24 protein-coding genes and 2 tRNA genes are annotated in these 22,120 nt (G+C 43.5%); 10 read left to right on the top strand and 16 right to left on the bottom strand.

Going from position 1 to position 22,120, the window contains the following annotated elements; genetic code table 11:
- Positions 1 to 131 precede the first annotated feature (131 nt).
- Together ACZ5NL_RS08370 and ACZ5NL_RS08365 are read left to right on the top strand one after the other, a co-directional pair.
- On the top strand, positions 132 to 596 hold the full coding sequence (locus ACZ5NL_RS08370; RefSeq protein WP_464841845.1) for a DUF192 domain-containing protein: 465 nt from the start codon (positions 132 to 134) through the stop codon (positions 594 to 596).
- A 1-nt stretch (position 597) separates the two neighbouring features.
- Positions 598 to 1,305 carry a nucleotidyltransferase domain-containing protein gene (locus ACZ5NL_RS08365; RefSeq protein ID WP_464841844.1) on the top strand — a complete coding sequence of 236 codons (708 nt, stop codon included), beginning with the start codon at positions 598 to 600 and terminating at the stop codon, positions 1,303 to 1,305.
- Here the strand turns inward: ACZ5NL_RS08365 and trm5b are convergent.
- Positions 1,274 to 2,266, bottom strand: coding sequence for a tRNA (guanine(37)-N1)-methyltransferase Trm5b (gene trm5b / locus ACZ5NL_RS08360; protein WP_464843425.1), 993 nt, complete (start codon positions 2,264 to 2,266; stop codon positions 1,274 to 1,276). The two genes, ACZ5NL_RS08365 and trm5b, sit on opposite strands and share 32 nt — an antisense overlap.
- A gap of 86 nt (positions 2,267 to 2,352) precedes the next feature.
- On the opposite strand from trm5b, the gene ACZ5NL_RS08355 reads away from it, so the two are divergent.
- A tRNA-Glu gene (locus ACZ5NL_RS08355) sits at positions 2,353 to 2,430 on the top strand.
- A gap of 35 nt (positions 2,431 to 2,465) precedes the next feature.
- On the opposite strand, the gene ACZ5NL_RS08350 is transcribed toward ACZ5NL_RS08355, so the two are convergent.
- Positions 2,466 to 2,843 (bottom strand): hypothetical protein, encoded by a 378-nt coding sequence (locus ACZ5NL_RS08350; protein ID WP_042697605.1) that lies wholly within the window; start codon positions 2,841 to 2,843, stop codon positions 2,466 to 2,468.
- Positions 2,844 to 2,893: 50 nt separating this feature from the next.
- On the bottom strand, positions 2,894 to 3,271 hold the full coding sequence (locus tag ACZ5NL_RS08345; protein WP_464841843.1) for a hypothetical protein: 378 nt from the start codon (positions 3,269 to 3,271) through the stop codon (positions 2,894 to 2,896).
- Positions 3,272 to 3,336: 65 nt separating this feature from the next.
- Between ACZ5NL_RS08345 and ACZ5NL_RS08340 the strand changes: the two genes are divergently transcribed.
- Both ACZ5NL_RS08340 and cyaB read left to right on the top strand, forming a co-directional pair.
- Positions 3,337 to 3,891, top strand: a complete 555-nt coding sequence (locus ACZ5NL_RS08340; RefSeq protein ID WP_464841842.1) for an archaemetzincin family Zn-dependent metalloprotease — start codon at positions 3,337 to 3,339, stop codon at positions 3,889 to 3,891.
- Positions 3,888 to 4,439, top strand: coding sequence for a class IV adenylate cyclase (cyaB, locus tag ACZ5NL_RS08335; RefSeq protein WP_464841841.1), 552 nt, complete (start codon positions 3,888 to 3,890; stop codon positions 4,437 to 4,439). Before ACZ5NL_RS08340 ends, cyaB begins: the two co-directional genes overlap by 4 nt.
- On the opposite strand, the gene ACZ5NL_RS08330 is transcribed toward cyaB, so the two are convergent.
- Both ACZ5NL_RS08330 and ACZ5NL_RS08325 read right to left on the bottom strand, forming a co-directional pair.
- A complete protein-coding gene (locus tag ACZ5NL_RS08330; protein WP_464841840.1) occupies positions 4,417 to 5,256 on the bottom strand; it encodes an energy-coupling factor ABC transporter ATP-binding protein in 840 nt (279 codons plus the stop codon). The genes cyaB and ACZ5NL_RS08330 overlap by 23 nt on opposite strands.
- A 2-nt stretch (positions 5,257 to 5,258) precedes the next feature.
- Positions 5,259 to 6,743, bottom strand: coding sequence for a TrkH family potassium uptake protein (locus tag ACZ5NL_RS08325; protein ID WP_464841839.1), 1,485 nt, complete (start codon positions 6,741 to 6,743; stop codon positions 5,259 to 5,261).
- Positions 6,744 to 6,845: 102 nt separating this feature from the next.
- Here ACZ5NL_RS08325 and map point away from each other — a divergent pair, with 102 nt between their 5' ends.
- Complete coding sequence (map, locus tag ACZ5NL_RS08320; RefSeq protein ID WP_464843423.1) at positions 6,846 to 7,736, top strand: type II methionyl aminopeptidase; 891 nt, start codon at positions 6,846 to 6,848, stop codon at positions 7,734 to 7,736.
- Between the two features lie 208 nt (positions 7,737 to 7,944).
- Positions 7,945 to 8,580, top strand: coding sequence for a DUF257 family protein (locus ACZ5NL_RS08315; RefSeq protein WP_464841838.1), 636 nt, complete (start codon positions 7,945 to 7,947; stop codon positions 8,578 to 8,580).
- A gap of 30 nt (positions 8,581 to 8,610) precedes the next feature.
- On the opposite strand, the gene ACZ5NL_RS08310 is transcribed toward ACZ5NL_RS08315, so the two are convergent.
- From ACZ5NL_RS08310 to hpkB, 6 genes are all read right to left on the bottom strand, one after another.
- Positions 8,611 to 8,697, bottom strand: a tRNA-Ser gene (locus ACZ5NL_RS08310).
- A gap of 288 nt (positions 8,698 to 8,985) precedes the next feature.
- A complete protein-coding gene (gene hypE, locus ACZ5NL_RS08305) occupies positions 8,986 to 9,996 on the bottom strand; it encodes a hydrogenase expression/formation protein HypE (RefSeq protein ID WP_464841837.1) in 1,011 nt (336 codons plus the stop codon).
- Between the two features lie 71 nt (positions 9,997 to 10,067).
- Positions 10,068 to 12,380, bottom strand: a complete 2,313-nt coding sequence (gene hypF, locus ACZ5NL_RS08300) for a carbamoyltransferase HypF (RefSeq protein WP_464843421.1) — start codon at positions 12,378 to 12,380, stop codon at positions 10,068 to 10,070.
- 132 nt (positions 12,381 to 12,512) lie between these two features.
- A complete protein-coding gene (locus ACZ5NL_RS08295) occupies positions 12,513 to 13,208 on the bottom strand; it encodes a metallophosphoesterase family protein (protein WP_464841836.1) in 696 nt (231 codons plus the stop codon).
- Between the two features lie 35 nt (positions 13,209 to 13,243).
- Positions 13,244 to 14,515 carry a TIGR04013 family B12-binding domain/radical SAM domain-containing protein gene (locus tag ACZ5NL_RS08290; protein WP_464841835.1) on the bottom strand — a complete coding sequence of 424 codons (1,272 nt, stop codon included), beginning with the start codon at positions 14,513 to 14,515 and terminating at the stop codon, positions 13,244 to 13,246.
- 65 nt (positions 14,516 to 14,580) lie between these two features.
- On the bottom strand, positions 14,581 to 14,784 hold the full coding sequence (gene hpkB, locus ACZ5NL_RS08285) for an archaeal histone HpkB (protein WP_004069603.1): 204 nt from the start codon (positions 14,782 to 14,784) through the stop codon (positions 14,581 to 14,583).
- A 511-nt stretch (positions 14,785 to 15,295) separates the two neighbouring features.
- Between hpkB and ACZ5NL_RS08280 the strand changes: the two genes are divergently transcribed.
- Positions 15,296 to 16,591, top strand: a complete 1,296-nt coding sequence (locus tag ACZ5NL_RS08280; RefSeq protein ID WP_464841834.1) for a sodium/proline symporter — start codon at positions 15,296 to 15,298, stop codon at positions 16,589 to 16,591.
- On the opposite strand, the gene ACZ5NL_RS08275 is transcribed toward ACZ5NL_RS08280, so the two are convergent.
- Positions 16,583 to 17,284, bottom strand: coding sequence for an IS6-like element ISPfu5 family transposase (locus tag ACZ5NL_RS08275; RefSeq protein WP_011011653.1), 702 nt, complete (start codon positions 17,282 to 17,284; stop codon positions 16,583 to 16,585). The genes ACZ5NL_RS08280 and ACZ5NL_RS08275 overlap by 9 nt on opposite strands.
- 97 nt (positions 17,285 to 17,381) lie before the next feature.
- Here ACZ5NL_RS08275 and ACZ5NL_RS08270 point away from each other — a divergent pair, with 97 nt between their 5' ends.
- Together ACZ5NL_RS08270 and ACZ5NL_RS08265 are read left to right on the top strand one after the other, a co-directional pair.
- Entirely contained in the window at positions 17,382 to 17,555 is a 174-nt protein-coding gene (locus ACZ5NL_RS08270; protein WP_464841833.1) for a hypothetical protein, read from the top strand.
- Between the two features lie 142 nt (positions 17,556 to 17,697).
- A complete protein-coding gene (locus ACZ5NL_RS08265) occupies positions 17,698 to 18,276 on the top strand; it encodes a thymidine kinase (protein ID WP_464843419.1) in 579 nt (192 codons plus the stop codon).
- On the opposite strand, the gene ACZ5NL_RS08260 is transcribed toward ACZ5NL_RS08265, so the two are convergent.
- From ACZ5NL_RS08260 to ACZ5NL_RS08245, 4 genes are all read right to left on the bottom strand, one after another.
- Positions 18,273 to 18,719: an alanyl-tRNA editing protein gene (locus tag ACZ5NL_RS08260; RefSeq protein ID WP_464841832.1), complete on the bottom strand. Its 447-nt coding sequence runs from the start codon at positions 18,717 to 18,719 to the stop codon at positions 18,273 to 18,275. The two genes, ACZ5NL_RS08265 and ACZ5NL_RS08260, sit on opposite strands and share 4 nt — an antisense overlap.
- Before the next feature lie 22 nt (positions 18,720 to 18,741).
- Complete coding sequence (locus ACZ5NL_RS08255) at positions 18,742 to 20,082, bottom strand: glycerate kinase type-2 family protein (protein ID WP_464843417.1); 1,341 nt, start codon at positions 20,080 to 20,082, stop codon at positions 18,742 to 18,744.
- Between the two features lie 327 nt (positions 20,083 to 20,409).
- Positions 20,410 to 21,537: an AAA family ATPase gene (locus ACZ5NL_RS08250; RefSeq protein ID WP_464841831.1), complete on the bottom strand. Its 1,128-nt coding sequence runs from the start codon at positions 21,535 to 21,537 to the stop codon at positions 20,410 to 20,412.
- Between the two features lie 90 nt (positions 21,538 to 21,627).
- A complete protein-coding gene (locus ACZ5NL_RS08245) occupies positions 21,628 to 22,056 on the bottom strand; it encodes a DUF371 domain-containing protein (protein ID WP_464841830.1) in 429 nt (142 codons plus the stop codon).
- Positions 22,057 to 22,120: the final 64 nt, after the last annotated feature.

Genomic DNA, 22,120 nt, shown 5'->3' with positions numbered 1-22,120 from the left:
CACTACAGTTGCTAACCCTTAGTTTATAACTATTTTTTAAACCGAAGGTTAACAACTGAAAGTATTTTCAAGTATTAAAAGTGGGATATGTCGCAACGCTTATTTAGACAGTGGGTTATCCTTTATCTGGCATGCTGATAAACAAAACAAAGGGCAAAATCTGGAGTGGAAAAGTCAAAGTTGCAGATACGTTCTTTAGGAGATTCAGGGGGTTAATGCTAAAACCAACCATAGACTATGCTCTCGTGTTTATTTTGCCAGCGGAGACAAGGATAAATGCCTCAATCCACATGTTTTTCATGCTTCAGAGCATAGATGTTATCTTCTTGAACTCTTCCCGAGAGGTGGTAGATCTGAAAAGGGCCCGTCCATGGAGGATTTATGTGCCGAGGGAAAGCGCTAAGTATATAATTGAAGCTCCCTTGGGAGTAGTGGATTATTTAAATGCTGAAATTGGGGATGAAATGGACTGGAGAGTCGAAGAGGAAAGAAAAGCTGTTCCCTCTCCCGTTGAAGCACTGAACAAAATAGACATAAAGAGTTCAAACAGCGCAATAAGCCTCGCAGAGCCCAAACCCAAGCTTAAGGGGGAGTGATATGGATAATCTCCCTATCAACTGCATAAGGAACAAAATCAAAAGCCGTTCCGAGCTTTTAGATGAGCTCTACTCTCTAATTCTCTATGGCTCAGCCGTGAGAGGGGATTTTGTTAAAGAGGTAAGTGATCTTGACTTTTTTGCTGTTGTTAAAAGCACGGATGAGGTTCTGCCATCGTTAAAAGAAATTTTAGAGGAGTGTACTAAAAATACAGGTGCGGTTGAAGTTGATTTAGCATGGGAGTTCCTTGAGAATCTCAAGGACCCTCTCAACAAAGGAGTTCCCTTTAAGTTTTTAACCATTTACCAGGAAGATTTCTTGAAGAACCACTTGGTCATCTATGGAGACGATATAACGCAAATTCTTCCTAGATATAGGTTTGAGGAACTCGTCGAATGGAGGGTTAAAAGACTTCTCAAGCTAAGTGAGTTAAACGCGAGAAACTTAAAAATGCTCCATATAACTGCAGGAGAGGTTACAAGACTTCTTGCTCTCCTTAATGGTGCAAAAAGCCTAAAAAAGGAAGATATTCTCTGGGCACTTCACAAGCTTAAAGACGAAGATGCTCTCTCTGTATACACCTCTTATCTCAACAGGAGGAGCACGCCATTTGATGAGAATTTTTTGAGAAACTTCATCCTCACAAGGTGCAACGAAATTTTGAGAAAGCTTAGCCTCAAAACACAGCAAAATCAATTGCGATATTGAACTGATACGGCGCATATGGTCTTACTTTCCTTTTTTCAAGAACTTTTATGCTCTTTCCAAGTTTTTCTGCAACCCCGTTTATCTTTTCTAGGTGCTCTTCAAAGAGATTGTTTTCATGTGAAAATCCGTAGTAATGAACAACTCCACCTCTTTTAACGCTCATCATTGCTTCCTTTAAGAATTCATGGGCGAACTTGGGGAGGTTCATTATTACGCGATCGGCTTTTATTTGCCCAGCTACTTTTCTCACATCTCCAAGAATTGGAACAACATTTTCAGCTTTGTTCAGCTTTTTGTTCTCTTCTAAATATTTTATGGCCCATGGGTTTATATCACAGGCAAAAACTATCTTTGCTTTCTTTGCGAGAAGAATTGAATACGGCCCAACTCCTGCGAACATATCAAAAACGATCTCTCCCTCTTTAGCCTTCTCAAAAACCCTCATTCTTTCTGTTGCAAGCCTAGGGGAGAAGTAAACCTTCGCGACATCTAGCTTTAGTCTTATCCCGTTTTCCCTGTGGATGGTCTCAGTTCTCTTCTCACCAGCAAGGTGTATGAGCTCTCTCACCCTATATGCTCCTGAAATCCTGCTTCCTTTTGCAAAAACAGCCTTTATATGCTTGTGTACTTTTAATATTGCCCTTCCAATGTTTTCTCCATAAAGGATGAGCTCTTCTGGAAGTTCTATTATAGCGATGTCTCCTATTATATCGAAGGATGATGGAAGAAATGGCTTAAGCTCGGAAGGAATTTCTACAACTTCCCTATAGTTGTGAGGTCGCCTTTCGGCTTTTTCAAAAGTTTCCTCAACGGTTTCAAATCCTTCTACTTTTTCTTTTACAGGGAATACCACAAATTCTCCCTTATGCTTGACCTTAAAATTAGTATCCAATAAGCCAAGTTCGATGAGCTTTTTTCTAACTTTCTCAGCCTCTTTTTTTGGAACCTTTATCCCCAGCATTTTCATAACTAAACTCCCGCATAAGCCCTTTAAAAGGGTTTTGAGCGAAAAGTTTTTAAATGCATCTCAACGTTAGGATATTGGACGCCCCGGTGGTGTAGCCCGGTCAAACATGCGGGCCTTTCGAGCCCGCGCCCCGGGTTCAAATCCCGGCCGGGGCACCATAAGAAACTTTTGCTGAGCAAGGGCGTGTTTAGTTTCACCCCCTGTTATTTAAACAGTATTTGACTCTGAGGAGGATTTTCAGACCATAACACATTACCCCAAGCAGGATTCGGGTTACAGTAGTCTTTTTCAGAAAACAGGGGATCCTACTGCCAAACCACGTTGTAAACGCACCCCAGAACCCCTCATGAGGATTCCTACGCCTGTACTCTTCTTCAGAAAACACTCTGTCTCTCTTCTTACTACCAAAACCACCTGGAGCGTTCTTAGTTTTCTTAACAATCGGCCGATAACCCTTTTCCACCACAGTGTTCAGAACTTTCTTTGAATCATAAGCCCCATCAGCATAAAAATTCCCAGAACCCCCCGGCAGGAGTTCAATCAGCTCGTTCTCAGAAGTTGTGATCTTCACAGCAACCGGATACAGTAAACCCGGCAGGATTCTCGTTATTGCCTGAACTTCTATCCTGCCCTTTTTTTATTTGTAATAATGGTTGAGTCTGCTTGAGTGCTGGCGTAGGGTAATTTCTGGAGTTTTTTCAGGAGGTGGTTTGTCAGTTCTTCGAGGTTCAGCTTTTTCTCCCAGTTGTGGAGGGTTGAGTAGTGAATGTTTGCTCCGAAGAATTTTCTGCCGTAGTGCTGGGCGTCTCTGAGAGGTAGGTTGTAGTATTGTTTAAAGAGGAGTATTGCCAGTATTGTTTTTACTGGAAATTTTTTGGATTTTGGCAGGTTCTTCAGCTTTCCTTCTGATTCGAAGTCTGCTAAAACGTCAAGAATTGCGAATGCCACGCTTTCAGGGTCTTTGAGTCTGTGATCCCATCTGGGGATCACGACAACCACCCGAAAGAATTCAGCAAAAACCCTAATAAAGGTTACTATAAACACGCCCTTCTGGAGGGTGAGAGGTGAGGATAGGAATCCTTCCGTTGGTGATGAAAGAGGTTGAAGAAGACGTTCTAAAAGCGGTGGGGGAGTATATCAAAAAATTCTACTCAAAATTCGGGTTTGAAGTGGAAATTTTGCCTCCCTTAACTGCAAACGATCTCTTCTTCTCCTACAATCCAATTAGGGGGCAATTTCTTGGAAGATTCTTCCTTGCAAAGGTTGCGGAGCATAGAAAGGACTTTTTGGCAGTTTTAGGAATCACGGATGCAGATCTCTACGAGGAGGGCATGAACTTCATCTTCGGACTTGCCAATCCCTACTTAAAAGCCGCCATAATATCACTAGCTAGACTAAGGGCAGAATTTTATAACGAAAAAGATGGGGAGGTTTTAAAAGAAAGGGCCATAAAGGAGGCAATGCACGAACTCGGCCATGTGTTTGGGCTTAGTCATTGCGAAAATCCAAGATGCGTAATGTATTTTTCAAATTCAATAATCGACACCGATTATAAAGGGAAAGACTACTGCGAAAGATGCTTGAATAAGCTAAAAAGAAACCTGGAGGGAATAGAATGATCGAGATTGAGCTCAAAGGGTACGCAGATGAGGAGGTATTCGAAAGGGTTAGGGAAACATTTAACTTTATGAGAAAGGAAATACACGAGGACATCTACTTCAACCACCCATGCAGAGATTTTGCAGAGACAGATGAAGCATTGAGGATAAGGATAAAGCGCTTTAATGGCCATTTTGAGGCATTTCTTACATACAAGGGACCCAAGATCGACAGAGTTTCAAAAACCAGAAAAGAGATAGAGGTCAGCATTGAGGACGTTGATGCATATCTTGAACTTTTAAGGCTTCTTGGCTTTAAGGAGGTTCTCACAGTGAAAAAAACTAGGGAAAAATACTACGTGGAGAAAGGTGTTACCATCACGTTAGACGATGTAGAGGGGCTTGGAAAGTTCGTCGAGATAGAAAAACTTGCAAAAGATGAGAAAGAAGTGCAAAGAGAAGTTCCAAGACTTATGGAAATTCTAAAGTCTCTGGGAATTAAAAACTTTGAGAGAAAATCTTACCTAGAGCTGCTGATGGAAAAGCTCAGCTCTTCAACAGGGCTTTAAGGACCTCTATGAGTTCTTTATCATTTAGGGCAGCTTTTTTGAGAAGCCCTTTCCTTTTCAATTCAGCTCCTATTTTTACGCTGATAGGAATTCTGATGCCAAGCTTCCTTAGATAATCCGCCTCCTCAAAAACCTCCCTTGGTTTTCCCTCCATTACTAGCTCTCCCTTATCGAGAACTATTATCCTATCAGCGAAATCAAATAGATATTCAGTGTTGTGCTCAACCAAAACTATTGTAATCCCCTGCTCCTTGTTTAGAAGGGTTATTAAGCTCAAAACTTGCTCCCTACCAATAGGATCTAGCTGGGACGTTGGTTCATCAAGCACAAGAACCTCAGGCTTAAGGGCTAAAACACTGGCTATCGCAAGCCTCTGCTTTTGTCCACCACTTAAATTTGGAGGGAATTCCTTTTCAAGACCTTCAAGCCCAGTAATTTTTAATGCCCAATAAACCCGCCTCCTTATTTCCTCCACATCCAGGCCAAGGTTTTCAAGGGCAAAGGCCACTTCTTCCTCAACGGTCATGTTGAAGAGCTGAGAGTCAGGATTTTGGAGAACAAGCCCCACGATTTTCGAAAGTTCTGCCACACTAGCTTCTCTAGTGTTGTAGCCCTTTACAAAGACATTGCCCTCAAAATCCCCTCTTATTGAATGGGGGATTATCCCGTTAAAGGTTAAGCATAAAGTAGACTTACCGCTTCCACTTGCCCCTAAAATGCCCAAAAATTCTCCTTTTTTAACCCTAAAACTAATATCCTTGAGGGAATACTCTTTTGCTCCAGTGTATTTAAAGCTCAAATCTTCCACTCTTATCATACCTACTTCCTCTCCACGATTCTAGGCACCATTAGAACAACGCCAAATATAAACACCAAGGTTGAGAATATCTCAAGCCTCCCAATCCACATGTGAAGGATAAGGAGAACCTTAACGTCCAGCGGCAAGCTGGGTGATGTTATCCCTATGCTTAACCCAACGTTTCCCTGAGCCGAGGCAACTTCAAAGAAAGCGTCTGCCAAGCTGGCTCCAATCCTAAGCATGACCCATACGGTTCCAATTAGCAAGAAAGCAATGTAGGTCATAGTAAACCCTAAAACCTCCTGCAGGTCTTCTTCCGTAAAGATATAGTCGCCAATTTTCCTTTTTATGACTGCCCCCTTAGGGAGAATAGCCTGCTGAATGGTCCACTTCAAGGTCTGGAACGTTAGGGTTATGCGGATGAGCTTTATACCTCCCGCCGTACTTCCAGCACCTCCTCCAACTACCATCAGAAAGCCTATGAGAAGCTTTGCCAGCTCTGGATACTGGGATAAATCGGAAATGGAAAAGCCAGTACACGTTATAGCAGAGACTGCATGAAACACAGCTTCTCGGAATGATTCTCCAATTGTCAATCCATCGTAAACCATAAGCCCATATCCAATGAGTGCTATAACAGGGGTTAAAAAGAAGAACATGTACTTAACCTGAATATCCCTAAAGAAGGGCACAAGAGACCTTTCTTTGAATAGTTTATAGTGAACGGTGAAGTTTGTTGCGCCCATTATCATAAGAAAAATCGTAACTGCCTCTATGCTAAGGCTGTTGAAAAACCCTATGCTCAAATCATGAGAGCTCATACCACCCGTTCCAAGCCCGGTCATTGAGTGTATCACGGCATCAAAGAGCCCCATGCCATTTATGTAGTATAGATAAACACCTACAACTGTCAAGACGGCATATATCTGGAAGATTATCTTTGATGTATTTGCTAAGTTTGGGAGGATTCTCTCGCTTCTGGCTTCCGCTCTATAAAGTCTCGCCGCAGCAACTCCAGGACGAATCAAAATAGTTAGGGCAACCAGCACTATACCAATTCCACCAAGCCACTGCATCCAAGCTCTCCAGAAGAGGATTATATGGGGGTAGCTTTCGAGATTGCGCATCATCGTTAACCCCGTTCCAGTCCAAGCAGACATGCTCTCAAAATAAGAGTCAACAAAGCTCATGCCCGCTATTCTCATGAACGGAACCACACTTACAAAAGAGGCAAAAAGCCAAACGAAAGCCGCAGAAATCATTGCCTGTCTCAGGTTTACATCCTCTATGTGTTCGGAGTGTCTGGCAAGCCATGCACCAAAAAGGATACACGCCAAACCAGGAACAACAAAATAATAAACGTACTTCATCTCTTCTCTGTAAATCCACGTAATTAGGACTGGGATTAAATAAGCAACACCTATACCTTGAAGGAGCGCTCCTATGAGATTTCTTATGACAAAGATGTCATCGGCGATGTTGATGTACTTCCGAAGCTCTAGCATTGGGTCACCACATTGTTTAAGGAGAATAGGGCGTTAAAAAATTTTCGAGAAATCAGACAACTTTTTTAAAAACAAAATAGAGAGTGAACTTAGGTGGTAAAAGTGGAAGACAAAATTGAGAATCTCCTCAAAGCAGGTGAAATTGCAAAGAGGGTTAAAGAAGAAGTTTTGAAGCTAATAAAACCCGGAGCATCACTTTACGAGATAGCCGAGTTTGTTGAAAATAGAATAACGGAGCTCGGAGGAAAACCAGCTTTTCCGTGCAATCTTTCAATAAACGAGATCGCCGCTCACTACACCCCTTATGTGGGAGATAAAACTGCAGTCAAAGAGGGCGATTACCTAAAAGTTGATCTGGGAGTTCACGTTGATGGCTACATAGCAGATACAGCTTTTACAGTGAGAGTAGGAATGGAAGATGATGAGCTAATCAAAGCTTCAAGAGAAGCCCTAGAAAATGCGATAAGCGTCATTAGAGCCGGGGTAAAAATAAACGAAATTGGGAAGGTTATAGAAGAAACCATAAGAAAACACGGCTTTAACCCAATAGTCAACCTCAGTGGGCATGTAATAGAGAGATATAAACTCCACACAGGCATTTCAATTCCAAACATCTACAGGCCGCATGATAGCTATGAGCTCAAAGAGGGGGATGTTATAGCGATAGAGCCCTTTGCGACCACAGGGGCTGGGCAGGTAATAGAAGTACCGCCCACGCTGATATACATGTACCTCAAGGACCGGCCCGTTAGGCTACCCCAAGCAAGGAACCTCTTGAGCTACGTTAAAAAGAACTTCTCCACCTTACCCTTTGCATACCGGTGGGTTCAAAAGCTCATGCCGGATGCACAGCTGAGACTAGCATTAATACAGCTCGAAAAAGCCGGAGCGTTGTATGGGTATCCTATCCTGAAGGAAATACGGGGGGGACTTGTTTCCCAAGCAGAACATACTGTAATAGTTGAAAAGGACGGGGCGTTGATAACCACGTAGTTTTGTTCTGCTTTTCATCTTTCATTCAGTTTTATGAAGATTACATCCTTTTATATGGACAGCAATTTATTTAAGAAAATTCTCAGGCTTAAATTACAATTCAAGAATTGTAAACTGTTTAAACGAAAAATTTAAAAATTAGATGTTTTATTAACAATTGGTTATTAAATTGTAGATTCACTTCCAACAACTGCTGGAGGTGATGGGGATGAGAGAGATTAATGCACTATTGGAGAGGTTGAAGTTTGGAGAGACAGTTCTTTTGGAGCACAATTCCCTAACCACTCCTGCACGGGGACTGTATTACCTCGTAAAATGGGCTCAAGAGAAGAACTACCAAATTATAATAGATGATGTCCTAGACACTCTATACCTCTACAGCATACAGATAAAGCTCTCAGGACTTGACCCAAGTATTTTAGACAGTGTAAATGTCATTAAAGAAGGAGGAAGAATAGAGGTGGGCAATGTAGTAAAAAGACTTCCAATAAAAGAAGCGGGAATTCAAGAGAAAGAATACGCCAAGGTGTTTGATCCATTGCTTGAACAAGGCAGGATCATCAATCCAGTAGTGGGCACTGAAAAACTTCTGCTTCTCTCCCCATCAAAACGAGAAATCTTAACCATTCTAAACACAATCTTGTCCTACACGGGAAATGAAAAAAGAATTGCATTCTATTTCATCAACACAGACCTTTTAGAAAAAAGCAACCCCTGTGTAATCCCCATGTTAGAAGAGATAGCCACTACAGTAATAAAGGTGAGCAAACAAGGCAGAGAAACCCTCTTTAGCGTTGTAAAATCAGTAAATAATGAGATTGATGGAAAGGAAATAAAACTATAAAATCTTTTTCCTGTTTCTTTACTCGGCTATTGGCGCCGGGGCGGGGATTTGAACCCCGGCGGGCAAACGCCCAGTGGATCTCGAGTCCACCGCCTTCCCTGGCTAGGCTACCCCGGCGCTCGATTTTTAGTAAAAAAGAGCAACTTATAAACCTTGCTGGTTTTGAGGAGCAAAAATGTAAAAAGTAAAGGTCTCACTCCTTATCACTGCAAGATGCCAACCCGCAGAGCAAAAGCAATGGAAAGTCCTCTAAGCCTATTTTTCCCTCAATAAGCTTTTTTCTTACAAGCTCTCTAATATCTATCATTGTATCACCACCGGTGGCGAAGAAAAGAAGCACTTTATAAATTTTTGTGACTCAAATAAGGACACAATGTACATAAAAGAACATTGAAAAGGAATAGCTCAGCAGACTCTCGGCACGGGGTCGCCAACGGGTGGCTCCATAAATCTCTTCCCACCTATGCCAGTCTCAAGGAGAACTTTGCCACGATATTGATCTATAACTTCCCCTATAATCGCAGCATCTCTGCCGAGTTCGGTTTTTCTCATAGCTTGAAGAGCTTCCTCCGCGTATTCTCTCGCTACAACCATCACGACCTTTCCTTCATTGGCAACTTCATATGGACTTATACCAAGCATGTCACTAGCAGCCCTTACCTCGGGCTTTACTGGGATATCACTTTCCCTCACCAGAATTCCAACGTCGCTCTTTCTTGCTATCTCGTTCAGGGCGTTGCTTAATCCGCCCCTTGTGGGGTCTTTCATTGCGTGAATGTTCTCCCACCCAATTGCTTCAGCGACAGCTTTTACTACTTCCCATACGGGGGAAACGTCGCTCTTAAGCTCCGTCTCAAAGGCTATCCCCTCTCTATGGCTCATCAAAGCTATCCCATGATCTCCAACAGTTCCGCTGACCAAAACAATATCTCCCACCTTTGCCCCAGCATCGCTTATCGGCCTTTCAGCAATTCCAATTCCAGCCGTTATAACGAAAATCCCTATCTTATCTTCGACGACTTTGGTGTCTCCGGTGACTATAGGAACTGGAACTTCCTTTGCAGTTTCATCCATTGATTTTAGTATTCTCTCAAAGTCCTCTCCGCTAAACCCCTCTTGGATTATCATAGAATTTGCAAGCGCTAAAGGTTCTGCCCCCATTACGGCTAAATCATTCACCGTCCCGCTCACAGCCAAGCGACCTATATCCCCTCCGGGAAAGAAGAGCGGCTTAACTGTGTGTCCATCTATGGTAAAAACCAAATGCTTATCTCCAAAGGGAATTGTTGCGGCATCGTCTAAGGCATCTAGCCCTATCCCACCGGCTGATTTCAATGTAAGGTTTTTGAGAATCACATCTCTAATAAATTCCTCCATCAACTCTCCACCAGCTCCGTGTTCAAGCTTTATTCTCATATTCACCACCTGCTTTTTTTTTCTCTAAGGGAACCCTTTAAAATGTTACTAAGGAGGCAAAAAAGAGGAAATCAAAGTATCAAGTCCTCTTTACTCAGATAACCCTCCAAATAGAGACCCCCAAGGAAAGCCTGGCCGACGTTTGTCCCATTGTCCCCCCTTGGTACTTCGTACGTTGAGTAGAACCTCAGACCATTGCCTTCCACGATTTTTCTTATCGTTTTCACTATGAGTTCGTTGTATGCAACCCCTCCGCTTATGCCAATGTTCTTAACTCCAAACTCCTTGGCCTTCTCAACTGCAACTTCTCCAAAAGCCCTACCTATGGCCAGATGAACTGAATACGCTATATCCGCCGGATTTGCTTTGCTCTCGAGAACCTGTTCAAAGAGTTCCTCAACCTTCAGCTCTTCCCCCTCTATGGGAATGCTAAAGCCCAGATCGTTTTTGCCCTTAAAGGCAATTCCCTCAAGCTTCATTGCGGGTTCTCCTTCGTAGGTTCTCCTATATGCAACGTTGAGCAGAACGGCCATCGCGTCAAGAATCCTGCCGGTTGAGGAGGCATAGCCAACGTTTATCTCCCTCGCGAGCTGGTTAAGTATTACGTTGAACTCAACCTTCCCGTATCTGAGGTTTTCAACAGCTTTTGGACAGTGCCTTTCGATGATCTCTTTTACTTCCTCTACGCCATAGAGCTTGCTCAAAATTCCCACTAAAGCCCTAAGAGGATAATAGCTTGCTAAATCCCCACCTGGAAGAGGATAATAGCTTATATGGGCTAACCTCTCAACGTCCTCATAGCTCAAGTATAAAACTTCACCGCCCCATGTGTTTCCGTCGCTTCCATAGCCAACTCCATCCACCGCTATTCCTACTATCTCGTCAAGATTGTTTTCAGCCATAACAGAAGCAATGTGAGCGTAGTGGTGCTGTACTTGGATAAATTCTGCATTTTCCTCTTCCGCTATCTCCATTGCTAGTTTTGTGGTATTGTAAAGCGGGTGAAGGTCAGCAACCACAAGGTCAAACCCCTTAACCCTTAGTATTTTCTTGAAGTGGGCTATGGCACTCCTCATGAACTCAAGAACTTCAACCTTTGAAGTGTTTCCTACGTATTGGCTCGGATAAACCCTCGAGCCCTTTACCATTCCAAAAGCATTCATGAGCTCTGCCCCAACTGCCAACCCCGAATACTCAAAAGGTATATCTATTGGCAATGGAACAAATCCTCTGCTCCTCCTTATCACCGCTCTCTTACCATCAACGAACCTGATAACGCTGTCATCTGTTCTGTTGAGGATTCTCCTATTGTGCAGTAAGAAGTAATCAGCTAGATCCTTAAGCTCCTTAAAAGCCCTCTCGTTGTCTATCACCATCGGCATTCCAGGGTAATTTGCCGAAGTCATGACATAAACAGGGCTCTTTGAGTAGTGGAAGAGGATGTAGTGGGTTCCAGCATAAGGGAGCATCACACCTATGGTAGGCAAACCCGGGGCTAAAGCCTCCGGTAGTGGGAAGGGTTCTTTCTTCCTTAAAGCCACTATCGGCTTTCTGTAACTCGTGAGTTCTTCCTTCTCCACATCACCAACTATTGCAAAGCTTTCTACCGTTTCTAGGTCTTTAGCCATTATTGCAAATGGCTGCTGAGGTCTTAGAATTCTCCTTCTCAGCTCTTTCACCACTTCCTCATTGGTGGCATCGCAGGCTATGTGAATTCCACCTATGCCCTTTATTGCCACTATATAACCTTTATCAATGAGCTCTGCGGCCTTTTTTAGTGGATCTCCTGTTATTTCCCTTCCATCGTTTGTGTAGAGCCTATAACTCGGCCCACATACAGGGCAGCAAACAGGTTCCGCGTGATACCTTCTATTTAGTGGATCTTTGTATTCACCCTCACAGTAATCGCACATGTCAAACTCCTTCATTGTGGTATTTACCCTATCGTAGGGGAGATCCTCAATTATGGTAAACCTCGGACCGCAGTTTGTGCACACAATGAAGGGATACATATACCTTTTATCCGTGGGATCAAAAAGCTCCCTGAGACAATCATCGCATATGCTCACGTCTGGAGGAATGACAGAATCCCCACCTCCCCCTCCGTTGGAACTCTTTTCTATGTAAAACCTGTCAAATCCCTGAAGTGGGATTTCTTTCACATTTATCCTCTCAACCCTCGCAAGGGGTGGTGCCTTTTCTCTAAGGTCTCTCAAGAAGGCCTTTACTTTTTCTTCTTTTCCCTCAACTACTATCTCCACTCCAGCATCGCCAAGGTTTTTAACGTACCCCCTTAGATCATGTTCATGAGCAATTCTGTAAACGAAGGGTCTGAATCCAACCCCCTGAACAATTCCCTCAACGTGAATATGATAAGCTTTCACTACCTCCACCTGTTTCAAAATTAGAAAAAAGGAATTTATATCTTTCCAAAACCAAAAGTTAAAAACTAATGAAGAGTTTTCAACCAAAGGTTTGAAGCTGGGAGTTTTTGAAAGAAGAAATAAGTGGGTTCATCAATATCCCTCATAAAGCCTATATGCCAAAAACCTTGGCAGACCCGCTTCTACTATCTTCCTCGCTGCAGCATCTACGTCATATTCGACCCTTTCGAATATTACTTCATTGCTATCCGTGTCTATGAAGGCATAAGCCGCCCTCCAGTCACCATCCCTCGGCTGTCCCACTCCGCCGGGGTTTATTATCCTTCTGCCTCCAATCTCTTTGAGCATCTGCATGTGTGTGTGGCCCACAACAAGGTTCTTTTCTTTGAAATACTTTAAAACCTCAATGAACTCACTGTCAGGAAGCCAAGGAAAGAGATATTCATCCAGAGGTGCTCTTGGGGAGCCGTGGATTATCAAAAAATCTTCCTCATCTATTCTAAAAAGCTGCCTCACAGGGAGCCTTCGAATGAATTCAATGTTTTCACTGCTCATTACTCTTTCATGCCATCTTATTGCCTCCCTTGCATAGGGATTAAAGCCCCATGTAATGCCAAAGGCAACAGCATTATCGTGGTTTCCTCTAACACAAATGATATCCCTCTTTTTCATCTCCTCCCTGAAAAATTCCACAACCTCATTGGGATTTGCCCCATAGCCCACTAAATCACCCATGCAGAATATCACATCCGCATTCTTTACCCTTTTCCACACAGCCTCTAGGGCTTCAAGGTTTGAGTGGATGTCGCTAATCAATGCTATCAGCATGTTATCTGATCAACCCCAAAGATTAAATCCTTTTCTCAGCAGACTTCCTTAACCTTTCCAAAGTAGCTCGGGCTCTCTTCATAGAACTCCTCAATGAGCCTCTGGAGCTTCTTTGAGAGTTCTATCTGAACTCCCCAAGAACCTTCGATGTAGCCTTTAGCCGCCATTCTTCCGAGGAACTTTTTCATCTCTTCGCTCAAAGGTGAAGGCTTACATCTTGCCCACGGAGTCCCCGGCAAGGGCATGAAATAATGAGCTCTAACCTTTCCGCCTTTTCTCATTATCCACTTCATGAATTCAATGCTCCTCCTCTGGCTTTCTTCATTTTCGTTTGGCAGGCCGACTATGAAGTCAACAACCGGCTCTATGCCGTATTCAAGCATATACTCCACCGCCTGCCTCACATGCTCCGTTGTATGTAAACGGTGCATAGCCCTAAGCATCTCATCGTCGCCACTCTGGGCTCCTATAGCTAGTCTTCTGTTGTCGGCATATTTTATAAGAAGCTCAAGCGTTTCAGGCTTAACGAACTCCGGTCTCACTTCACTCGGAAAAGTCCCATAAAACAGTCTCCTCCCCTCTTTTCTAAGGGGCTGAAGAGCTTTTAAAAGGGCCTCAAGCTTGTCTAACCTCAACACCGCTCCCGGACTTCCATAGGCAAAGGCGTTTGGAGTTATGTAGCGCATGTCCTTCATTCTTCTTGAATACTTCACGATCTGATCTATCGGCCTGTGCCTCATACGAAAGCCCTTTGCATAAGGAGTTTGGCAATAGTAACAACCAAAGGGACAGCCACGACTTATTTCTATGGGGGCTATCAGATAAGAGCTTTCAGCAAAGGGAGGGAACTTAGTAAAGTCTTCAACCTTCGCAAAGCCCGTAAAGGCGAATTCGCCGTTGAGATAAAATGCAAGCCCCTTAATTTCCATGAGCTCTTTTGTTATCCTAAAGCTACTCTTTTTAAGGGCAGTTAAAAGCTGGAATATGACTTCTTCCCCCTCCCCAATAGCCGCTATATCAAAACCCATCCTTAACGTATGCCTAGGCATTGCGGTTGCATGATAGCCCCCAGCCACCAATAAGGCGTTGGTTTTTTCTTTTAGGAGGTTTACTTCTTTCTCAACCTCCCAGATTTCCTCAGTGAAGAAGGAGTATAAAACAACCCTGGGCTTCGCCTTTAAAATCTCATTAAAATCCTTTGTTATTAAGAGCTCACCAACATCAAAGCCTTGAGATTCAAGTGCGCCCAAAAGATGCACAAAAGCGTTGTGATTTCGCCTTGTCATTCTAATAGCTATCTCATACATGGTATAAAGTCAGAAGTGGATTTTTAAATGTTTACTCAAAAAAGAACAAAAGAAGGGGGAGGCCATCAGGCCTTGATTGCAAGCTTAATGTCCTCAGCCTTAACGGTCTTTCTTCCGGCGTGCTTTGCAAGGTCTACTGCCTTCTTGGCGATCTCCATAGCCTTTTCCTCAAGGTGCTCAGCCAAAACCTTAGCTGCTTCCTCACTAACTCTTGGAGCACCTGCCTTTCTAATCAATCTGTCAACTGGGGCAATTGGCAACTCAGCCATTTCCCACACCTCCTAAAGTTGTCTAAATTGGTATTTGCATTTTATTTTATGAAAGAAGTTATATATAAACCTTTCGGAAAAGAGCCCCTTTGAGAGCAAGAGAGGATGAGCGGTCTTATAACAAGGCATAAGCTAAACATCTCAAGGGCACTTATCGAGAGCATGACATTCTAAGGGGTATAATTTCCACAGTCTAAAAATAAAGGAATCACCACAGTTGCTGATTTTGTTTACGTTTATCAAATAACATGATGTTCTATATTAACAAAAACATGGAACACATCTTGATGTTATTGCCGAACTATTTTGACATAATTTTCTTCGACAATTAACTGAAAACGTAACGTTTATATATGAACACTGGCACATATTTTACCGATAATGTACATGGGAGGTGACAAGTGTTATGCTTGGGGCAAAGTTGGTGCTTTTTGTGCTACCAACACTGATAGTTTTGTGTTCGGTGGTAATATACTACGCCAGTGGTAAGAAAACTTAGGAGGTGTGAAATGTGGCGAATGCATATGAAATGCTGAAAAACCCCGTTGCACTCGCAGCATTTTTGTTTACCCTCCTGTTGCCAATATTCGTAGGATTTTTAGTAATGAGGAGAACAAAAACAGAAGAGGACTTTTTTGTCGGTGGCAGAGCAATGAACAAAATTGTTGTGGCGCTCTCAGCAGTTTCTTCGGGCAGATCTTCATGGCTTGTCCTTGGTCTTAGTGGAATGGCTTATGCAAGGGGAGTAAGCGCTGTCTGGGCTGCAGTAGGTTATATCGTTGCGGAAATGTTCCAATTCGTTTACATGGGAATAAGACTAAGAAAATTCTCAGAGAGGCACAACTGTATAACAGTTCCCGATTATTTTGAGGAGAGGTTTAAGGATGAATCCAAGATCATAAGGCTGGTGGCTTCAATAATCATTGCCCTCTTCTTGACCGCTTATGTCGGGGCACAGTTTAATGCAGGAGCGAAGTCACTTAGTACTGCGTTAGGAATGTCCACATTAACAGCGCTTTTAATTGCCGCACTCATGATCCTCATTTACATGGTCTTAGGTGGATTCATAGCTGTTGCATACAACGATGTCATAAGAGCGGTAATAATGATATTCGGACTAACCGTGCTTCCTGCAGTTGCTGTAGCCAAAGTAGGGGGAGTAAACGCAATGCTTTCAGTTCTTAAGGCACTTGATCCTAAGTATATTGATCCGCTCTCTCTAGGAGTAGGCGGTCTTATAGGATTTTTAGGGATTGGTCTGGGATCTCCAGGACAGCCCCATATCATTGTTAGGTACATGTCAATTGACGATCCCGATAGACTTAGAGCATCAACCGTTATAGGTACCTTCTGGAATGTAGTTTTGGCTTGGGGTGCAATCTTTGTTGGTCTGGCAGGAAGGGCTTTATACACAGATGTCAATATGCTCCCCGATGCAAACGCAGAGATGATATACCTCGTCCTTTCGTCAGACTTCTTTGGACCTCTCCTCTATGGATTACTTATGGGTGGAGTTTTTGCAGCAATACTATCTACCGCTGACTCACAGCTGCTTGTAGTTGCCTCTACCATAGTAAGAGACTTTTATCAGGAGATCATAAACAAAGGAGAGCAGTTAAGTGAAGAGAAGGCAGTCTTCTTAAGTAGAATAGTTGTTTTTGTAGCGGGTATATTCGCAATGCTGTTGGCATACTTTGCAAAGGACATCATTTTCTGGTTAGTCCTCTTCGCCTGGGGAGGACTGGGAGCGGCTATTGGCCCAACCCTTATAGTCTCTCTGTACTGGAAGAGGATACTGTCAGGATAACTGGGGTATCACCTCCTGAAGCCATTCAGTCACATCACCAGGCGGTCCACCAAACCGAGAATGAATTCTAACAAAATTATACCAGAATGAAAACAGAAAAACAAACCTGTGAACCCTCCTCCAGTCTCTAGCCCTGAAGTTATTCCAGAAACGCTTTGTTCTCTCTTTAACAGTCCTAAACCAGCGCTCAACACAGTTCCTCGGCCCGAAAGTCACATGCAGATAATCCAGCCCGAGAGATTTAAACGCTGATTTATACCACGGCCCTTTGTCAACCAGGAAAATTGGCTGTCCCTCGCAGGATTTCAAAACAACTAGAATGAAGTCCCTGGCAATCCACCAGTTCCTAACGCTTGTAATCCATACTGCTAGGATTTCTTTGCTCTCAACGTCGATTGCAGCCCAGAGAAATCTCTTCTGGCCGTTGATCTTTATCACTGTCTCGTCAATTGCGATGAAGTTTCTCTGTTTTTTGACTGCGAGGATTTTCGGCTGGTAAACTGCTTTCGCGAATTTTTGGACTGTTTCCCAGACTGTTGTGTGGCTGATTTCGAGGATTGTTCCTACCTGTCTGTAACTTAGTCCGTGCAGGTACAGGTTTATTGCCCTGGTTTTCTTTTTTGCTGGGATTTTGTTCCGGCGAAAGGTTTTTAAGACTGAAACCAGTAAGTAAATAATGGTTTCAGTCCTCATTTCTCTCCCCTTTTCTGAAGAGGTATCAGAAACTTAAACCTAACGTCCCACTGCTTATCCTGACAGTGTCACCACTAAATGGGGAGTAGTTGCGGGAATGGTAGTAGGAGCACTGACAACAATAATTTGGAAGCTGTACATTAGACCAATAACTGGGCTCTACGAGCTCGTACCAGCGTTTATCTTTGCCCTCATAGCCACAATATTGGTTAGCCTCATAACGGAGCCTCCTGAGAACGTAGATGAATTAATGAAAGACATGCTAGAATGATTCTCTTTTTGTAATTTTTTCCACTTTATTTTTAAATGCAATGTTATTCAAAGCAAAAACTGTATGATTGATTGTTTAAAATCCAAAAATTCCAAGGAAAGAACTTTTTAGATGGGAGGGCAAAAGACAAAAGGTGATAAACATGCATCCAGAGGGATTCTTGGAAGTCATTACCGGACCAATGTTTGCAGGAAAGACGAGTGAGCTCATAAAGAGAATCGAAAGGCAGATGTTTGCAAAGAGAACGGCAGCACTCTTTAAGCCCTCGATAGACAACCGCTACAGCGAAGATAAAGTTGTGGCTCACAACGGACTCAGCTATGAGGCCTTCGTCGTTCCCACAACCGAGGAAGGAGTCGAGATGATATACCAGAAAACCAAAGAAGAGGGCTTTGAAGTGATAGGCGTTGATGAAGTTCAATTCTTTCCGATGTCGATTGTGGAGACCCTAAACAGGCTCGCCGATGAAGGAGTCTATGTCATTGCCAGCGGCTTAAACCTAGATTTCAAGGGAGATCCCTTCGAGGTTACGAAGGAGCTTCTGGCAAGGGCAGACAACATAGTTTACCTGACGGCTATATGCACTGTCTGCGGAAGAGAAGCCACAAGGACGCAAAGGCTTATAAATGGAAAGCCGGCTCCGAGGAACTCACCCCGGATACTCGTGGGCGGAATGGAAGCTTATGAAGCAAGATGCAGAAGGCATCATATAGTACCTTAAAGGACGTCGAAGCTTATCTCGAGGAGCTCTTTGCTCTTCCTAAACCGGACTTTCCTGATTTTTATCTCCCCTATTTCGCCAGTTGTCTTTGTGTGCTCCTTGTTGCATGCGTTGACGTTCCAGCCTTCGATAACCACAACTCTAAGGGTTCTAACTTCCTCCGGGATAGGGAAGAGGTCGTACATGTCCTCTCCAAATTTTTTCTCAGCCTCTTCCCTTTGAAGCTCATAGATGCGTATGGGAGCGTTTTCTTTGATTTTTTCATTGGTTAGCCTCTCTATTTCTTTAATCTCCTCTTCAGCTGGCTTTCTGTTGAACTTAACCGTTAGCCTTCCATGGTTGCCGTTAACATAAACGCTCGCCGTCCATTTGGCATCTTCACCTAAAACCTTCACCACAGCACCTTTAAGGACATGCAGAGCTGTGTGGGTTTTGACTTCCATCTCAATCACCCAAAAAATTAAATCAGAGGATTACAGCGATAATTATAGAGTTGACATTCGTCCTCGTGGGACCAGTTATAAGGAGAGCTTTGCCCCTCTTTAATGCCTCGTAAGCATTGTGCCTCCTGAGAAACTCCTCAACATCAAGGTTTTCTTTTTTGAGGAGCTCAAGAGTATAGCTGTCCACCAAGCCCCCAGCAGCATCCGTAGGACCATCGGTGCCATCAGTATCCACAGCCAAAACTGCAACACCTCTAAGGTCTGCTATCTTTCTCGCTATGCTCAAGGCAAACTCCTGATTCGGGCCTCCAAGACCCGCTTCGCCCTCTATCGTTACCGTCGTCTCGCCACCGGCTATTAGGACGCAGGGCTTTTCAAAGGGCCTCCCTCTGTGGTAGATCTCCTCAATTATTGAACCAAGGGCTACGGCAACTTCTCTGGCCTCTCCCTCAAGGGTCGTTGTGAGAATATGGGCATTAAATCCAAGTTCTTCTGCCTTTTTCTTTGCGGCTTCACAGGCTAATGAGTTGCTCGCTATCAGGAAGTTGTGCACATTGGGTAAATCCTCTTTGAGCGTTTCCTCTTTTTCTCCCTTCAAACCGAGTTCTATGTGCCTTCTTACGCTTTCAGGGAGCTTATCCCAAAGATTGTAGAGCTTTAATATCCTATAGGCATCCTTAAACGTCGTGGGATCCTTCACAGTTGGTCCCGAGGCTATTGCCTCAAAAGGATCACCAACAACATCAGAAAGGATGAGACTTATCAGAGTCCCTTTAACGAGCTTTGCCAGCTTGCCCCCTTTGACCTTTGAGATGTGCTTTCTGACAGTGTTGATTTCATAGATTTTAGCCCCGCTCTTTAGAAGGAGCTCGTTAGTCTTCATCTTGTCTTCAAAGCTTATGCCGTCCTCAGGCAGCATGAAGAGAGCGCTTCCCCCACCGGAGATAAGAACGAGGAGGATGTCCTCTTTGCTGACTTTTTTGGCAAGCTCTACTCCAAGCTGAGCTCCCTTCATTGAATTCTCGTCCGGTATTGGGTGCCCCGCTTCAACCACCTTAATCCTTTTTAACGGCAATGAATAGCCGTATTTTGTCACTGCGATGCCCTCAGCAATTCTTTCGCCCAAGAGCTCTTCAACGGCCTTCGCCATAGAACAGGCAGCCTTTCCAAAGGCTAAAACATAGACTTTCCCTTTTATTGGAAACTCCTTTCCTTTAACGATGAGCTTGTTATCCTCAACTTTTAGGGCCCTTTTGACCGCTTCGTAGGGATCGGCGCTCTTTATTGCCTCTTCCATGAGTGTGAGGGCTATTTCCTTGGCTTTAACATCCCCGTGGGAGAGAAGTTCTTCTAGATTTACCATAAGTATCACCAAGCGAGGATGGGTCAGACAAAATATAAAACTTAAGCAGTTTTTAACAATATGTGCCTAACCAACTTTACACCTTTCTCCCGAAAGCCTCGCCCTTTAGAGCGGAGAGGAGGTCAGAAGCTTAACTACCATGTGCGAAACTATACTTTCACAATTTGTAAATTTTGTGAAAATATACTTTCATAGATTACACAATTTATGAAAGTCTAATCCCCTTCGCACATCTCCACCAACATAGTGGCTCTCTCATATAGCCGTGGAAACGAAAGCCCACTATGTACTCTAAAGTTGCAATTTTACCTTCAAAAGTCTTGATCCTCATTGTGAAGGGGAGGTTAGAGCAATCCTCAGGAGTGGATCCTCCACCCAAAACCTCTTTCCATCAGACCGTATGAAACCAGCCTTTTCAAGAGTTTCCAGATACTTGTAGATGTGCTGAACTCTTTTGGGGGCTTCACCTATGTTATTCAGTTCTCTGTAAACTTCTGCACCTCTGAGAGCGCTTGGATAGGCCCTAGCAAGAACCTTAAGTATACCAACATAGACAGGACTGTTATAGACGTTTAAGAAAGCCTCTAAATCCTTTTTCCATTCATCAAGAGCAAAACTCCTGGTCTCCTCAAGAGCCTTTGAAAGAGCTTTCTCAATACTGATACCTCCCCTTATGAAGTTTACTGCAGTGAGGCCGTAATAGGAAACAAATCCTGGAACACCCCCAAGTTCTTTTACTGCCCTCTCAAGTTCAAATTCGTCAGTCACTTTAATCCCATAAACCCTAAAACCGCTCTTCAAGAACTCCACGCCTTCTCTCACGCTCCAACGGGGAAGAGTGAACACCTCTGCTGAGCGCATGAAATTTGGCTTACTTGCTTCTGGGTTGAGATACTCCATGAGAATTCCAGGCATTGAACCTGTGAAGACTATGGATATGTTAGGATAGCTGTCTGTTATCTCTTGGAAAAAGCCTCTAAAGTCCAAGTTCTTCAACCTTGCGAGTACCTGAGCCTCATCAAAAACAAGAAGTCCTTTCTTTGCGTTTTTAGACAAAACCCTTAAGAGTGTAGAAAAGTCCGATGTGAACTCCTCAATGCTAGTCTTCCTAACTTCAACAGAAAATCCACGGAGGGAAAGAGTGTAGCTTTTGCTTGTAGTTATCAGCTCCATCGATGTTCTCTTCGGCTCTATGTCAGAGATTGAAATGGCTCTAGCACCAATAAAGCGGGAAAAGTTAAAGTATATGTAATGATATCCTTTTTTCTTTGCGAACTTTTCAGCGGCTACACTTACAACACTTGTCTTCCCTACTCGTCTAGGGCCTAGGAGAACTGAGGTATTACCCCTAAAGATGGCCTGAAGAAGTCCCTTGAGGACATTTTTATGACCTTCTCCCCAGAGACATTCCTCTTCTATAATAGGTCTCGTGCTGAAAAAGTTTTTACATGCCATGTAAATTACACCCCATGTAAATTACATTCCATGTAATAAAAGGTTTTCGCTGGAAGGGGTCAAGGAGGGTGCCTCACCGCTAAGCTGTCATCACTTAATCTCATTATCCACGATTAGCACAACAAGGACCTCTTGATTTGGGTCTTTTAACTTCTCCACTAGCTCCCGCTTAATGTCCTTCGCGGCTTTGTTCGCTTTTATGGCCAGAGTCCTACCATCAACGTAGTCGCTCTTTCTTATAACCATGGAAATCTCATTTTCAAAGCTCAGCCTTTCATCCCCAAAGGCCTCAATCTCATCCACAAGATCGTCAACAATTATCCTAATCTTTATTTTCTTCCCGCTTTTTAGGGCTTTTTTAAGCTCATCTCCAAGATCCCTTAATCCCTTGTTAGCCTTTATGCATATTATGCAGTCTCCCCTAGGCGTTAGATAATCCTCTCTGGTTATCTCCAGAGTCGAGCGGTGTGTAGCCTTGACGTTCTCATGGCCATAGCAGACGATGGTTTCCTTAATCATGTAAAAACCTTTAAAGGGAAGCTTTATAAATTTGGCTGGGAAAAGTTTAAAACAGCCTCACTTG

This window comes from Thermococcus aegaeus (genome assembly GCF_055393685.1).
This window is presented reverse-complemented; position numbering and strand designations above follow the sequence as displayed.